General features: G+C 44.5%; 14 protein-coding genes. 13 read left to right on the top strand and 1 reads right to left on the bottom strand.

Annotation, left to right across the window (positions count from 1 at the left end):
* Positions 1-125: 125 nt before the first annotated feature.
* Positions 126-1,058 (bottom strand): nuclease-related domain-containing protein, encoded by a 933-nt coding sequence (locus ACQKL6_RS07130; protein ID WP_427650897.1) that lies wholly within the window; start codon positions 1,056-1,058, stop codon positions 126-128.
* Positions 1,059-1,391: 333 nt separating this feature from the next.
* Between ACQKL6_RS07130 and cymR the strand changes: the two genes are divergently transcribed.
* From cymR to ruvX, 13 genes are all read left to right on the top strand, one after another.
* The gene (gene cymR, locus ACQKL6_RS07125; RefSeq protein ID WP_402869723.1) at positions 1,392-1,811 is read left to right on the top strand and encodes a cysteine metabolism transcriptional regulator CymR; all 420 of its coding nucleotides are present in this window, start codon (positions 1,392-1,394) and stop codon (positions 1,809-1,811) included.
* A gap of 200 nt (positions 1,812-2,011) precedes the next feature.
* Entirely contained in the window at positions 2,012-3,157 is a 1,146-nt protein-coding gene (locus ACQKL6_RS07120) for a cysteine desulfurase family protein (RefSeq protein WP_427650896.1), read from the top strand.
* A gap of 27 nt (positions 3,158-3,184) precedes the next feature.
* Positions 3,185-4,300 (top strand): tRNA 2-thiouridine(34) synthase MnmA, encoded by a 1,116-nt coding sequence (mnmA, locus tag ACQKL6_RS07115; protein WP_402986370.1) that lies wholly within the window; start codon positions 3,185-3,187, stop codon positions 4,298-4,300.
* Positions 4,301-4,443: 143 nt separating this feature from the next.
* Positions 4,444-5,109, top strand: coding sequence for a tetratricopeptide repeat protein (locus tag ACQKL6_RS07110; RefSeq protein ID WP_427650895.1), 666 nt, complete (start codon positions 4,444-4,446; stop codon positions 5,107-5,109).
* A 39-nt stretch (positions 5,110-5,148) separates the two neighbouring features.
* Complete coding sequence (recD2, locus tag ACQKL6_RS07105; protein ID WP_427650894.1) at positions 5,149-7,575, top strand: SF1B family DNA helicase RecD2; 2,427 nt, start codon at positions 5,149-5,151, stop codon at positions 7,573-7,575.
* Between the two features lie 111 nt (positions 7,576-7,686).
* Complete coding sequence (locus ACQKL6_RS07100; RefSeq protein WP_402869713.1) at positions 7,687-8,253, top strand: LemA family protein; 567 nt, start codon at positions 7,687-7,689, stop codon at positions 8,251-8,253.
* A complete protein-coding gene (locus tag ACQKL6_RS07095; protein WP_402958327.1) occupies positions 8,253-9,020 on the top strand; it encodes a TPM domain-containing protein in 768 nt (255 codons plus the stop codon). The genes ACQKL6_RS07100 and ACQKL6_RS07095 overlap by 1 nt, the downstream gene beginning before the upstream one ends.
* A 113-nt stretch (positions 9,021-9,133) precedes the next feature.
* Positions 9,134-9,595: a PRC-barrel domain-containing protein gene (locus ACQKL6_RS07090; RefSeq protein WP_402869709.1), complete on the top strand. Its 462-nt coding sequence runs from the start codon at positions 9,134-9,136 to the stop codon at positions 9,593-9,595.
* On the top strand, positions 9,585-9,803 hold the full coding sequence (locus ACQKL6_RS07085) for a hypothetical protein (RefSeq protein ID WP_402869707.1): 219 nt from the start codon (positions 9,585-9,587) through the stop codon (positions 9,801-9,803). The genes ACQKL6_RS07090 and ACQKL6_RS07085 overlap by 11 nt, the downstream gene beginning before the upstream one ends.
* 208 nt (positions 9,804-10,011) lie before the next feature.
* On the top strand, positions 10,012-11,088 hold the full coding sequence (locus ACQKL6_RS07080; protein ID WP_403121997.1) for an AI-2E family transporter: 1,077 nt from the start codon (positions 10,012-10,014) through the stop codon (positions 11,086-11,088).
* 308 nt (positions 11,089-11,396) lie between these two features.
* Positions 11,397-14,033, top strand: coding sequence for an alanine--tRNA ligase (gene alaS, locus ACQKL6_RS07075; protein WP_407407800.1), 2,637 nt, complete (start codon positions 11,397-11,399; stop codon positions 14,031-14,033).
* 67 nt (positions 14,034-14,100) lie between these two features.
* Positions 14,101-14,370, top strand: a complete 270-nt coding sequence (locus ACQKL6_RS07070) for an IreB family regulatory phosphoprotein (RefSeq protein WP_402869701.1) — start codon at positions 14,101-14,103, stop codon at positions 14,368-14,370.
* Positions 14,370-14,795 carry a Holliday junction resolvase RuvX gene (gene ruvX, locus ACQKL6_RS07065; protein WP_402869699.1) on the top strand — a complete coding sequence of 142 codons (426 nt, stop codon included), beginning with the start codon at positions 14,370-14,372 and terminating at the stop codon, positions 14,793-14,795. Before ACQKL6_RS07070 ends, ruvX begins: the two co-directional genes overlap by 1 nt.
* The last annotated feature ends 9 nt before the right edge of the window (positions 14,796-14,804 follow it).

Below are 14,804 nucleotides of genomic sequence, written 5' to 3'. Positions count from 1 at the left end.
CTCCTTTTTATATAAGGTATCACAAACAAAGGGGAAAATGCTCAGAATATGCGTTAGTGGAGGGGAATTCGACGGTTGGGCGTAATAATTCAACATTCACGGAATTAATTCAACATTCAGGCGAATTAATTCGACATAAGCGAGTGTAAGAGATATATTCTACCCTTGGTATGTCCAATCTTGTCTAAGTTAAGGGAAAGTAATAAATTCTTTGCACTGGATGATGAGTGAAGTTGGAGGAAGCGACGGCATTCACCGTTGGTAATCGTGGGTTTGATGAGAAATGCATAATCCTGAAGTGCAGAGATATGAGCATCATGAGAAGAGGTCATACATATACGGCATATCCACTTTCTTAATCGTCTCTCCATGGACAAACTGCAACAATGAGGGCAGTAGACACCGGTTTGCAGGGAAGCGGTCGGGATTTTATAGATATCTAAAAGGTTTGGTAGATGAGGTGTATGTTCTTTAATGAATAAAGCGGATAGTTTTTTCAGCGCTTTAGGTGTGAGGATTTTCTCTTTATATTTTTCCTTGAATTCGGCAATATTCAAAAGTAGATAATCTTTACGTATCACTTTTCTGTTCAAAGCTGTATTTGATGCCCTTACTATAGTTGAGGAATTGGCGCTCACGACTAGCGTTTCCACCGGAAGCTTAGTGTATGACTTGGATTTCATCCATGCTAACAGTTGTTGGCGCTGCCGATTCACTTGCAAAATGGGATCGTCAAATGCTTCTATCTTTCCATCATATTTTGTACGAATCAGTTGATTGAAAGTCTGGTCAAAATAGATTTCACCTGCAATGTTTTTTACTTCAAGAATGAGGATGAAATAAGAAGTGAGAATGAGGATGTCCATTTGGAAGGGGTAGGGAGGACCAAGGAGGCGAAGGTCGTGAAAGATTAGATACTCTTTTTCAGGAAGTGCTTTTAAAGCAGAAATGACTCGAAGTTCTCCTTTGTAACCTGCCATGTTTCTGTTTAAGTCGGAGGTTAAGATAGGTTGTAATGGATGATTGCTTGGCAAGCGTCTTATAAGTGCTTCAAGCATGCGAGTTTTTATAGGAATCTCGCAATCTTTAATAATGATAGGAATCACGCTCCTTTTGATTTAGAATAAATATTCTATATTTTTGACGAAAAACCTTTTGATTTCCCCGGATTTCGACGGTCATGTTCAATATTTCAACATTCAGCGAATTAATTCAACATTCAAGATGTAAATTCAACATTCACAACGATAATTCAACGCTCACGTCATTTTACCCACCTCTCCAATTAGAATAATTTGACAAATGGAGGGTGGGTGAATGCATTTCTACTGGGTATATGCTATAATTTCAAGAGAATTTAGTAACGGATTAATAATTTGAGGTGTATATAAATGAAGATATCTACTAAAGGCCGGTATGGCTTAACGATCATGATTGAGCTTGCTAAGCATTATGGTGAAGGTCCGAAGAGTTTGAAGTCGATCGCTCAAACGCATAATTTGTCTGAGCATTATTTGGAGCAGTTGATTGCGCCCCTTCGCAATGCAGGATTGGTGAAGAGTGTTCGTGGTGCATATGGCGGATATGTCTTGTCGAAAGATCCTCATGAGATTACTTCTGGTGATGTGATTCGCGTGTTGGAAGGACCGATTACCCCGGTTGAGGGAATTGAGGATGAAGAGCCGGTGAAACGCCAGCTTTGGATCCGGATTCGCGATGCGGTTAAAGAAGTCCTCGATAATACCACGCTCGTGGATTTGGCGAATTACAAGGACAATGGTGAAACAAACGATTATATGTACTATATTTAATTGGGGCTACAGATTAATATGAAGCAAAAATACCTATTCAAAAGGGTTCTATCTTACAACCATTATTGGACTACCGGTTGATTTAAAGGTAAAATCCTATGTGAATAGGCATTTTTTTGCAAGTTTCATTTTATTAGTAAACACGAGAGTCAGGTTAATCATAGAGCATTGCCTAACTATTCTATGGAGGCGACAAAAAAGTGAACAGAATATATTTAGATCATGCTGCGACTTCACCGATGCATCCGAATGTGATTGATAAGATGATGACGGTCATGAGCCATGACTTTGGGAATCCGTCGAGCATTCATGCGTTCGGGCGGGAAGCGCGTCATGTTTTAGATGAAGCGCGTTCGAATATTGCCGCAAGTATCAATGCGGGACGGAATGAAATCATTTTTACAAGTGGTGGAACGGAAGCGGATAATACGGCAATTATTGGGGCTGCGCATGCGAATGAGAAAAAAGGCAAGCACATCATTACAACAGAGATTGAGCATCATGCGATTCTGCATACCTGTCAATTCCTTGAGAAGTCTGGTTTTGAGGTCACGTATTTACCTGTGAATGAAGAGGGGCTCATTTCGATTGCTGACTTAAAAGGGGCATTGCGGGACGATACGATTTTGGTTTCCGTCATGTTTGGCAATAATGAAGTGGGTTCGATCCAGCCGATTGCTGAAATCGGACAACTCTTAAGGGAGCACCAAGCCCTTTTCCATACGGATGCGGTGCAGGCATATGGTTTGATTCCTATCGATGTCCGGGAGCTGGGCGTGGATTTATTGAGTGTTTCCGCTCATAAAATCAATGGACCAAAAGGAACCGGTTTCTTATATATGCGTGATGGATTGAAGTTCGCCCCTCATTTATACGGTGGGGAACAGGAACGGAAACGGCGCGCGGGTACGGAAAGTGTCCCGGCAATCGCTGGTTTTTCCGAGGCCGTGTCCATTGCCCAAAGTACGATGAAGAGTAAAACGGAGCAATACAACTCTTTCAAAGACGTATTGCTTGCCGTTTTTGATAAGGCAGAGGTACAATATGAAATTAACGGATCGAGGGAGCACGCGCTTCCACATGTGTTGAATGTCAGTTTTCCTGGTACGAATGTTGAATCGATGCTCGTGAATTTGGACTTGGCCGGCGTCGCGGTATCAAGCGGATCTGCTTGTACGGCGGGGTCCATTGAACCGTCGCATGTTTTGGTCGCGATGTTTGGAAAAGGTTCGGAGCGGACGAAGAATGCGATTCGTTTCAGCTTTGGTCTGAACAATACCGAGCAGGAAGTCAGGGAAGCGGCAGAAATAACCGTGAAGATCGTTAAAAGATTAGTACAACAATAAATTTTTGTAAATAGATGAGGTGACAGAATGAAGAAAGCACCACAAGACACCCGCGTCGTCGTTGGGATGTCAGGGGGCGTCGATTCTTCTGTGTCTGCCCTGCTTTTGAAAAATCAAGGCTATGACGTGGTCGGGATTTTCATGAAAAACTGGGATGATACGGATGAAAACGGGGTCTGTACAGCAACGGAAGATTACAATGATGTGATTGCGGTTTGTAACCAAATCGGAATTCCTTATTATGCGGTCAACTTTGAAAAGCAGTATTGGGATAAGGTTTTCACATACTTCTTGGAGGAGTACAAGGCGGGCCGGACACCGAATCCGGACGTGATGTGCAATAAGGAAATCAAGTTCAAGGCTTTTCTTGAGCATGCGGTGAGCCTGGGTGCCGATTATGTGGCGACAGGTCACTATGCACAGGTCAAGTACCAAGATGGCGAGTACAAGATGCTTCGCGGCGTGGATAATAATAAGGACCAAACATATTTCTTGAACCAGTTAACGCAAACGCAGCTGGAAAAAGTCATGTTCCCTCTTGGACATATCGATAAGAAGGAAGTCCGTGAAATTGCGAAGGAAGCGGGTCTTGCGACGGCAACGAAGAAAGACTCAACCGGTATTTGCTTTATCGGGGAACGGGATTTTAAAGGCTTCTTGAGCACATATCTACCGGCACAGCCTGGTCAAATGACCACGATGGACGGAAAGGTCATGGGTACACATGATGGCTTGATGTATTATACAATCGGTCAGCGCCATGGTCTTGGTATCGGTGGAAGCGGCGAGCCTTGGTTCGTAGCGGGTAAAGACTTGAAACGCAATGTTTTATATGTGTGCCAAGGCTTTAACAATGATGTGCTTTACTCTGATTCACTGAAAGCTGTGAAGATGAGCTGGGTTGCCGAACACATGCCAGCCACTGAATTTACGTGTACGGCTAAATTCCGGTACCGCCAAGTGGATAGCGGCGTTTCGGTGAAAGTCCTGGAAAACGGGGATGTCGAAGTCGTATTTGACGAGCCGGTCCGGGCAATTACGCCAGGGCAATCCGTCGTATTCTATGACGGTGAAGTATGCCTAGGCGGCGGTACGATTGATGAAGTGTTTAAAAAAGGTGAAAAACTGACCTACGTAGGGTAAAATAAGCATGTCCCCAGCTGTATTTGCGGTTGGGGATTTTGTTTGCATTGTAGAAAGACCTAAAATGGTCTCAATGATATACATAAAAAAATGTGATAGCATATGCTATATACTTTTCAATAAAAAATGGAGCGTGAAATAGGATGGATAAGAATCAACAAGGTATTGAGTTTATGCAGCAAGGAAAATATGAGGAAGCGGCGAAGGTTTTTAATGAGGCAATTGAGGAAAACCCGACTGAGCCAGTTGCTTACATAAACTTTGGGAATGTGCTGACTGCGGTTGGCGAGACGGATAAAGCCGTTAAGTTCTATAAAAAGGCGATCGAACTCGATGAAAATGCAGCGGCTGCTTATTATTCATTAGGGAACTTATATTACGAAGTGGATTCTAAGTTGGTTGAAGCGAAGGATATGTTTGAAAAGGCAATCCGTTTGGGACTTGATCACAGTGATGCTTACTTTATGCTTGGACTGACATTGATGGCGTTGGACCAGCCGAAATTGGCGATGCCTTATCTGCAAAGAACGGTGGAATTGAGTCCCGAGGATGTGGATGCAAGATTCCAATTCGCGCTTTGCCTGGCCAATGCGGAATTATATGATGAGTTAATCAAGCAGTTGAATATCGTGGTGGAACAAGACCCTGGTCATGCGGATGCCTATTATAATCTAGGTGTGGCGTATGCAGGGCATAAGGAAGATTCCAAGGCTGCCATCGGTTATTTTGAAAAGGCACTGGAAGCACAGCCAGATCATATGCTAGCGGCCCATGGTAAGAAGCTGATGGAAGAAATGGCTGCTGAATAAATAGAATGGAAAAAAGCATGGGAAGGGTGGGGAGAAGCGTTGGCTCAGCAGGATTCGATGGATTTGTTTTCTGAAGAGAAGATGTTTATGAAAGGCCGTCATTTGGTGACGATTTTTCATAACGAAGATAATATGTATTCGGTTGTCAGAATCCGTTTGGATGAAACAAATTTGAATTATGATGAGAAGGAAGCGGTCGTTACCGGGTATTTTCCGAGGATGCATGAGGACGAGGTGTATATATTCTATGGGGCCCTGAAGGAGCATCCCAGGTTTGGCCTTCAATTCCATGTGGAACAATTCCGGAAAGACCTTCCCCAATCCAAGGAAGGCGTCGTCAGTTATTTATCCGGTGAACTATTCAAGGGCATCGGGAAAAAGACTGCCGAGAGCATCGTTGAAAAGCTGGGGGAGAATGCCATTTCCAAAATTCTGGCCCAGCCATCCATTCTTGATGATATTCCGAAGCTGACAGGTGAAAAGGCGAAAAGTCTTTACGATACATTGGTCGAGCACCAGGGCCTCGAGCAGGTGATGATTGCCCTGAATCAATATGGATTTGGTCCACAGTTATCGATGAAGATTTATCAAACGTATAAACAGGATACCGTCACGATGCTTCAGGGGAATCCCTACAAACTTGTGGAGGATATAGAAGGGATCGGTTTCGGACGTGCCGATGAGCTTGGCCACCAGCTAGGCATTTCAGGCAGCCATCCCGATCGCATCAAGGCTGCCTGCTTATATACGCTTGAATCTCAATGCTTACAGGATGGAAACATCTACATAGAGGCCGAGCAGTTATTAGAAGCGGTCAAACGGTTGCTAGAGGAAAATAAGCGGGACCGAATAGAGTTTACGAATATTTCCTCGGAAATAATCGAATTGACCGAGCTGGGCAAAATTATTGTTGAAGACCAACGAATTTACTTGCCGTCCCTCTACTTTTCGGAGAAGGGAATCGTAGCGAACATAAAGCGCCTGCTAGCCCAAACGGAGTATGAAGACCAGTTTCCGGAATCGGAATTCCTACTTGCGCTTGGTAAGCTGGAAGAACGGCTCAATGTTTCCTATGCTCCTGCACAAAAAGAAGCGATCCAAACGGCGCTCCAATCGCCGATGTTGATTTTGACGGGTGGTCCAGGTACGGGGAAGACGACTGTCATTAAAGGAATCGTCGAGTTGTATGCGGAACTTCATGGGGTTTCGATGGACATCCACGATTATAAAAAAGAAGGGGCAGATCCTTTTCCATTCGTCCTAGCGGCTCCTACAGGTCGAGCGGCAAAACGGATGGCAGAGTCCACTGGACTTCCGGCGGTGACCATTCATCGATTGCTTGGATGGAACGGAAGCGAGGGTTTTGCTCATGATGAAGATAATCCACTCGAAGGACGAATTGTCATCATTGATGAAGTGTCCATGGTGGATACGTGGTTGGCTCAGAAGTTATTTAAAGCGTTGCCGGAAAATGTCCAGCTGATTTTGGTGGGCGATGAAGATCAGCTTCCATCGGTGGGACCAGGTCAAGTGCTCAAGGATCTGCTCGGGTCAAAGTGTGTGCCCACTGTCAGTCTTGAACATATTTACCGTCAGGCAGATGGTTCATCAATCATTGAACTGGCCCATGATATAAAAAAAGGCCGGCTTCCAGATGATGTGACGAAGCAGCAGGCAGATCGCTCGTTCATTCGTTGTCAGACCGGACAAATCGCTCAGGTGATCGAGAAAGTCGTCGCGAATGCCAGGACGAAGGGCTTCACGGCCAAGGATATTCAGGTGCTGGCGCCGATGTACCGGGGGCCTGCAGGAATTGACGCTTTGAATAAGATGCTGCAAGAAGTATTCAATAGCAATAAGGATGAAAAGCGTCGCGAAATCAAATTCGGTGATGTCGTCTACCGGACGGGTGACAAGGTTCTCCAGCTGGTGAATCAGCCGGAGGAGGGCGTCTTCAATGGAGATATGGGTGAAATCGTCTCGATTCTGTTCGCAAAGGAAAATACGGATCATGTAGATAAGGTGATCATCTCGTTTGAAGGCATTGAAGTGACCTACACGAAGCAGGACCTGAACCAGATTACGCACGCGTATTGCTGTTCAATCCATAAATCACAGGGAAGCGAATTTCCGATCGTGATTTTACCTGTCGTGAAAAGTTACTACCGGATGTTACGCCGGAACTTATTGTATACAGCGATAACGCGAAGCAAAAGTTTCCTGATTCTGTGTGGTGAAGAAGATGCTTTCCGCCTGGGTATCGAGCGCAACGATGAAATGCGCAGGAAAACGACCTTGCTTGAAAAGCTCCGGGAAACCTTGGATGGGGATTTCTCTGTTAAGGAAGTTGTAGGATTGGATGGAAAAGCAGGAGTGCCGGAACATGAGGAAAGCTATCTTGATGTACTCCTGCATGCAGATCCAATGATCGGTATGGGCAATGTTACGCCCTATGATTTTATGTAGCCGAAGATTAAATCTTCGGCTTTTTGTCTAGATTTAGTTTATAACTCATAGTTTTAGTGGAATAAATATAGAATGTAATTATACTTAGAAACAAAATAAGGGGGAAACAGTATGAAAAAAGGTTGGTTAATCGGACTAGTTGTCGTGGTCCTGCTTATCATTTTTGGCGCGACTTCCTATAACAGCCTCGTCAGCAGCAGTGAAGATGTGGACAATAAGTGGTCACAGGTGGATAACCAATTAAAACGAAGGGCGGATTTAATACCGAACCTTGTGGAAACGGTAAAAGGTTATGCCTCACATGAAACGGAGGCCATTAAAGCGGTCAGTGATGCCCGCGCGAAGTTAGCCGGTGCCAATACCACCGAGGATGCGATCGGTGCCGATCAAGAACTGAGCGGGGCATTGAGCCGCCTCTTGGTGGTAGTGGAGAAGTATCCAAACCTTAAGGCCAATGAGAATTTCAAAAGTCTTATGGATAGCTTGGAAGGAACGGAGAACCGCTTGACTGTGGCAAGAAAAGATTATAACGACCAGGTCACCTCGTATAACAAGGAAATTAAACGCTTTCCGAAGAACATGATGGCAGGTGCATTCGGCTTTGATACGAGACCGTATTATGAAGTGAGTGAACAAGACAAAGAAACACCAAAGGTTGATTTCGGGAGCGATAAGTAATGAAAAAGCTTGCTGTGTTTGCGCTCCTTTTCCTTTTCACTTTCAACTTTGCAAACGTAGTCGCAGCAGAACCGAATATCCCAAAACCAGTTGGTGACATCTATGTCCAGGACTTTGCCGGCGTCTTGAATGATCAGGAAAAAGCCGAGTTAATTGAGTTGGGAAAAAGGTTGGAGGATGCCAGCAAAGCACAGGTGGCCGTGTTGACCGTCAATTCCATGGAAGGCTCTGAAATCGAAGAATATTCTGTTGAGGCTTTAAGGTCATTCAAACTCGGCGATGCGGATTTGAACAATGGAGTCCTTATTGTTCTCGCCGTCGAGGAAAAGAAAATTCGGATCGAAGTGGGGTACGGATTGGAAGGGGCCATTACGGATATCCAATCAGGACAGATATTGGACAATGTGGCCATTCCGCATTTGAAGGCGAATCAATACAATCTTGCTCTGACTGAAACATATAAGGCCGTCTATAATGAGGTTTTACAAGAGTACAATCTAGGGGAAGACTTTTATCAAGATTATGCCGTTCAACCGGAAGAAAACACTCAGCTATCGGGCATTCAGATTTTCCTCATCATCATCGTAGCGATTATTGTGGTCTTTTTGGATGCTAAACTTTTCAAAGGATTTTTCCTTCAAACCTTACTCAATATCCTCTTGATGTTCATCAGTCGCGGAGGCGGAGGGGGCGGCCGTGGCGGTGGCGGTCCTCGAGGCGGAGGCGGAGGAAGCTCGGGAGGCGGAGGTTCCAGCAGGGGTTGGTAGAAAGGCAGGACCGGGAAACCGGTCTTTTTTCTTGCCTGAAAAAGGAATGGAAAACCTTTCAGTACATCTAATGGAGGGGAGGAAGCAATACTAAAAATGTTCGGAGGGGCGGGATGACTTTGCGGACGTTTTCTGTATTGAAGGGGTTGCCGGTCTTTACTGCCCAGGGTGAGAAAATCGGGATGGTTCACGATTTATCACTATCAGATGCTGGGCTGGTGAACGGTCTGGTCATCCATCGGCAAGCATTATTCAAGAAGGATCTTCTTCTGGCACTGGAAGATATCTTTTCCTTTGGTCCCGATGGGGTCGTCCTGCAACAGGATATGACACCAAAGAAAATGATGGACGATTCCATCTGGTTTTCAAAGGATCAGGTAGTGGGTCGTATGCTTCTTTCAGAAATGGGCGACGAGCTAGGCTTACTGCAGGACGTATATTTTCTGGAAAAAATGGGCACGATTATAGCGTATGAAACAACGGATGGTTTTTTCTCAGAATCGACAGTGATTGAGTCAAAACAACCACCTACTTTAGGGAAGGATGCCATCATTGTTTCAGTTTATGAACAGTGAGGTGTCCATTTTGGAAATACAATGTCCGAATTGTCGCAGTAAGGATGTCGGGAAAATTGGCGTAAACCAATTTTATTGTTGGAATTGTTTTATAGAAATGACCATTTCTGAAGGTTTGATCAACACGCATCAGGTCGAAGAAGATGGAAGTTTAAGCTCTTTGGATGATTTGTTCGAGGAAAATGACCGCCGCTTCAAATGTAATTAACGGAAGAGGTGCATGTAATGGCTAGACGATTCATGAACATGATGAATTCTAAAACGATAAACAAAAAAATGAAGAGAATTCGAAAGAAAATAAAATCGATGCTCTAACCATTTGAAAAGGCGATGCAATGATTGCATCGCTTTTCTAGTATATGGGTATGAAAAACCCTTCCCCTTCGAATAATAAGTGGGCTAGGGAGGTGGGTAAGGTGAGTATTCGCATGAAATGGTTTTATCGACTCGGTTTTTTGTTGCTCTTATTTTTCATCATCTATATTTTTATGAAACTGAAGCCTATGTGGGGTCCCGTTGTTACGGTGGTTTTAACAGTCCTACTGCCATTTTTCATCGGAGCGTTCATTAGTTACTTGCTGCATCCGGTCGTGGAATTCTTGAACAAAAAAGGGATGCGCCGTTGGCTATCGATTGTGATTATTTATTTGGTTTTTTTCGGAGGAATCGGATTTGCGGTATATAAGGGAATTCCCATGATGACCAGTCAAGTACGGGAACTTTCGGAGAGTGTACCGGAACTGGTTGAACAATATCGGAGCAGGGTGGAAAAGCTTAATCATCAAACCGCAGACTGGCCGTTCGGCATCCACGAACGATTCGAGGAAGGCGTTGTCCTTTTTGAAAATTGGTTAAGTGAAATGCCGGAAAAGCTGATGGACTTCGCCTTGAAACTATTCGATTTCGTACTTTTAATTGGCATCATCCCATTCATCGCTTTTTATATCCTGAAAGATTTTGCTTCTTTGAAAAGGATGGCCTGGTACATGACGCCGAAAAGGTGGCGCAAGCAGGGCCGTGCCTTTGTCCAAGATGTCGATGCTTCTCTTGGGGGATATATCCGGGGACAGATTATCGTATGTGCTGCGATCGGCGTGATTTCATCCTTGCTGTTTTGGATCACCGGGATGGAATATCCTTTATTATTGGGTGCAATCATCGGGATAACGAACGTAATCCCTTATTTTGGTCCCATCATCGGGGCCATTCCAGCGGTCATCATAGCCGCTACCATTTCTGTCAAAATGGTGATCATCGTCGTTGTCATCGTGGCCATCCTGCAATTTCTTGAAGGGAATATTTTGTCGCCACTCATTGTCGGGAAAAGCCTTCATATGCACCCACTTTTTATCATGTTTGCCCTCCTGGCTGGTGGTGAGGTAGGCGGAATTATTGGAATGGTGCTTGCGATCCCGATTTTGGCCATTTTGAAAGTTTTCGTGCAGCATGCCAGGGTTCATTTCAGAAAGAGGCCGCCGCTTGTTGACAAATAAAACTCTTGTGAATATAATCCAATACATAAGATAATTCGTTGAAGGACGAAGTATGCTGAAGACCATCTAAAAGAGAGGCATCCCCTTAGGCTGAAAGGGATGGCGAGGTGAAGAGCAGCAGAAAGCTAGTCCGGAGAGCAGTTAATACCTGCCGTCTTGCCGCGTTAAGGCATTTATGAAGGTGATGGACAAGGTGTTTTATGTGTCCATAATCAGGGTGGTACCGCGAGTTGACTCTCGTCCCTGTTTTTGGGATGGGAGTTTTTGTCGTGCGCAAAATTACATATTTTTTAGAGGAGGATATATAGATGAAGTATTTAACTGGTGCTCAAATCCGCCAAATGTATTTAGATTTCTTTAGTGAAAAAGGTCATAATATCGAACCAAGCGCGTCATTGGTTCCGCATGAAGATCCATCATTGCTATGGATCAATTCCGGGGTAGCCACATTGAAAAAATATTTTGACGGACGGGTGATTCCTGAGAATCCAAGAATTACGAACGCTCAAAAAGCAATCCGTACAAATGATATCGAGAACGTGGGGAAAACAGCACGCCATCATACATTCTTTGAAATGCTTGGTAACTTCTCCATTGGTGAGTACTTTAAAGAAGAAGCGATCACATGGGCTTGGGAATTCCTGACCGACGAAAAGTGGATTGGTTTCGATAAAGAAAAGTTAGCCGTAACGATCCATCCGGAAGATGAAGAAGCATTCGAGATTTGGAACAAGAAAATCGGCATTCCTGCTGAACGAATCATTCGTCTGGAAGAAAACTTCTGGGATATCGGTGAAGGTCCGAGTGGCCCGAATACGGAGATTTTCTATGATCGTGGACCTGAATATGGAGATGACCCGAATGATCCAGAACTATTCCCAGGTGGCGAAAATGAACGTCATCTAGAAGTCTGGAATCTTGTTTTCTCTCAATTCAACCATAATCCGGACGGTTCTTACACACCGCTTCCAAAGAAAAATATAGATACAGGCATGGGGCTTGAGCGTATGGCTTCTGTCGTGCAGAATGTAGCAACCAACTATGATACGGACCTCTTCACGCCGATCATTCATGCGGTAGAAGAAATCGCCGATGTGAAATATGGTGTCGATCCCGAGAAAGATGTGGCATTCAAAGTCATCGCCGACCATATCCGGACCGTGGCATTCGCTGTTGGGGATGGGGCACTCCCATCCAATGAAGGAAGAGGCTATGTATTACGCCGTTTACTGCGCAGAGCGGTTCGTTATGCTAAGCAAATCAACATCAACCGTCCATTCATGTTTGAACTTGTGACAGTGGTGGGCGAAATCATGAAGGATTTCTACCCAGAAGTTCTCGACAAGAAGGACTTCATTGCGAAAGTGGTCAAAAATGAAGAAGAACGTTTCCATGAAACGCTTCATGATGGTCTTGCAATCCTTTCTGAAGTCATCAAGAAGGAAAAAGAAAAAGGCAACACGGTCATTCCTGGTAGCGATGCATTCCGTTTGTATGATACATACGGCTTCCCGATTGAATTGACGGAGGAATATGCGGAAGAAGAAGGCATGACAGTTGACCAAGATGGCTTCGCAAAAGAGATGGAAGCACAACGCGAACGTGCACGCTCTGCTCGTCAAGATGTAGACTCCATGCAAATCCAAGGTGGAATATTAGGTGAGATTAAAGTCGAAAGTGAATTTGTCGGATATGATCAAGCTTCAATTGAAGCGAAAATCGTAGCCATCGTGAAAAATGGTGAGCTTACGACGGAAGCACATGAAGGCGAAGATGTACAGGTAATCCTGGATAAAACGCCATTCTATGCGGAAAGTGGCGGGCAGATTGCCGATAAAGGAACGCTTGTGAGTGAATTGGTGAAAGTGGATGTCCTTGATGTGCAAAAAGCACCGAATGGCCAAAACCTACACCGTGTCACGGTTACTGCGGGTACATTAACAACTGATGCAACAGTCATGGCAGCGGTCAATCAAGAAAACCGCATCCAGATTACGAAAAACCACACGGCTACACATCTTCTACACCAAGCTTTGAAGGATGTCTTAGGAACGCATGTCAATCAAGCCGGATCGCTTGTACAAGCGGAGCGCCTTCGTTTTGACTTCTCACACTTCGGTCAGATTACGGCAGAAGAAATTGAACAAATCGAAACGATTGTAAACGAAAAAATTTGGCAAAGCTTACAAGTGAATACGGAATATAAAAATATCGAAGAAGCAAAAGCGATGGGTGCGATGGCCCTATTCGGTGAGAAATATGGCAAGATTGTCCGTGTCGTTCAAATAGGCGACTATAGCCTTGAGCTATGTGGTGGTGTCCATGTACCGAATACAGCAGTGATCGGCTTATTCAAAATTGTTTCTGAAAGTGGCATCGGGGCGGGTACACGCCGGATTGAAGCCGTTACAGGAGCGGGAGCCTACAACTTGATGGCTGAACAGATTCATGTATTGAAGGATGCAGCGTCTAAATTGAAAACGAATATGAAGGATGTTCCTGCAAGAATCGAAACCATTTTGGCGGATGCTAAAGAACTTCAACGTGAGAACGATAGCCTTGCTGCTAAATTAAGCAATATCGAAGCGGGAAGCCTTGTTTCGAACGTAAAAGAAATCAATGGCGTGAAAGTCCTTGTGGCCAAAGTCCAAGCTACTGACATGAATAATTTACGTGCAATGGCAGATGAGTTAAAACAAAAACTTGATTCAGTCATTATCGTGTTGGGATCGGCTCAAGGAGATAAAGTCAACTTAATAGCCGGCGTTACGAAAGATTACATCGATCGCGGTTTCCATGCAGGTAAATTGATTAAAGAAGTCGCTACACGTTGCGGTGGCGGAGGCGGTGGACGCCCAGATATGGCACAAGCAGGTGGGAAAGACCCAGAAAAATTGGATGCGGCACTTAATTTTGTTGAAGAATGGGTCCTAACGATTTCATAATCAGTGAAAAGTGTTGTACAATGAGGTAATGATGGAATTCTAAGACGCTGAGGAGAGGTGTATGATAATGAGTTCCTTTGATAAAACGATGAAGTTCAATTTCCCTGAAGAACCATTCGAAAGAGATGTTCAGCAAGTCTTGTCAAAAGTGTATGTGGCTCTCCAGGAAAAAGGGTATAATCCGATTAACCAGATTGTCGGTTATTTATTATCAGGTGACCCGGCCTATATCCCGCGCCATATGGATGCTCGCAACTTAATCCGCAAGCTGGAACGCGATGAAATCATTGAAGAATTGGTCAAATCGTATCTTAAGAACCATCGAGAGGAATACTAATGCGCACAATGGGTCTTGATTTAGGTTCAAAAACCATCGGTGTCGCCGTGAGTGACGCGATGGGTTGGACTGCACAAGGATTGGAAACAATCAAAATTAACGAAGCTGGAAACGAATTCGGCTTAAAACGTCTCAAGGAAATCATACAAGAATACGAAGTTTCTAAGATTGTCATTGGTCTCCCGAAAAACATGAACGGAACCATTGGCCCGCGCGGCGAAATCAGTCAAGAATTCGCCAAGCGCTTAGAATGGAAATTCAAGCTGCCAGTGTTTCTCTGGGACGAACGGTTGACAACGATGGCAGCTGAACGTGTCCTTCTCGAGGCGGACGTGAGCCGAAGTAAACGCAAGAAAGTCATTGATAAAATGGCAGCTGTCATGATTCTACAAGGGTTCTTGGACAGACAAACAAATTCAATATGAGGTGAAGAT

The organism is Peribacillus sp. NPDC097197, assembly GCF_050278025.1.
Taxonomy (GTDB): Bacteria; Bacillota; Bacilli; order Bacillales; family DSM-1321; genus Peribacillus.
The sequence above is the reverse complement of the archived record's forward strand: the minus strand, read 5'-3'. Positions and strand labels throughout refer to the sequence as shown.

Bases quoted from the DNA above. Each gene is read 5' to 3' on its own strand.
- alaS (WP_407407800.1), top strand. From the start codon at position 11,397: ATGAAGTATTTAACTGGTGCTCAAATCCGCCAAATGTATTTAGATTTC.
- ACQKL6_RS07090 (WP_402869709.1), top strand. From the start codon at position 9,134: ATGACTTTGCGGACGTTTTCTGTATTGAAGGGGTTGCCGGTCTTTACT.
- ACQKL6_RS07110 (WP_427650895.1), top strand. From the start codon at position 4,444: ATGGATAAGAATCAACAAGGTATTGAGTTTATGCAGCAAGGAAAATAT.
- cymR (WP_402869723.1), top strand. From the start codon at position 1,392: ATGAAGATATCTACTAAAGGCCGGTATGGCTTAACGATCATGATTGAG.
- ACQKL6_RS07100 (WP_402869713.1), top strand. From the start codon at position 7,687: ATGAAAAAAGGTTGGTTAATCGGACTAGTTGTCGTGGTCCTGCTTATC.
- mnmA (WP_402986370.1), top strand. From the start codon at position 3,185: ATGAAGAAAGCACCACAAGACACCCGCGTCGTCGTTGGGATGTCAGGG.
- ACQKL6_RS07085 (WP_402869707.1), top strand. From the start codon at position 9,585: ATGAACAGTGAGGTGTCCATTTTGGAAATACAATGTCCGAATTGTCGC.
- ruvX (WP_402869699.1), top strand. From the start codon at position 14,370: ATGCGCACAATGGGTCTTGATTTAGGTTCAAAAACCATCGGTGTCGCC.
- ACQKL6_RS07130 (WP_427650897.1), bottom strand. From the start codon at position 1,058: ATGCTTGAAGCACTTATAAGACGCTTGCCAAGCAATCATCCATTACAA.
- ACQKL6_RS07070 (WP_402869701.1), top strand. From the start codon at position 14,101: ATGAGTTCCTTTGATAAAACGATGAAGTTCAATTTCCCTGAAGAACCA.
- ACQKL6_RS07095 (WP_402958327.1), top strand. From the start codon at position 8,253: ATGAAAAAGCTTGCTGTGTTTGCGCTCCTTTTCCTTTTCACTTTCAAC.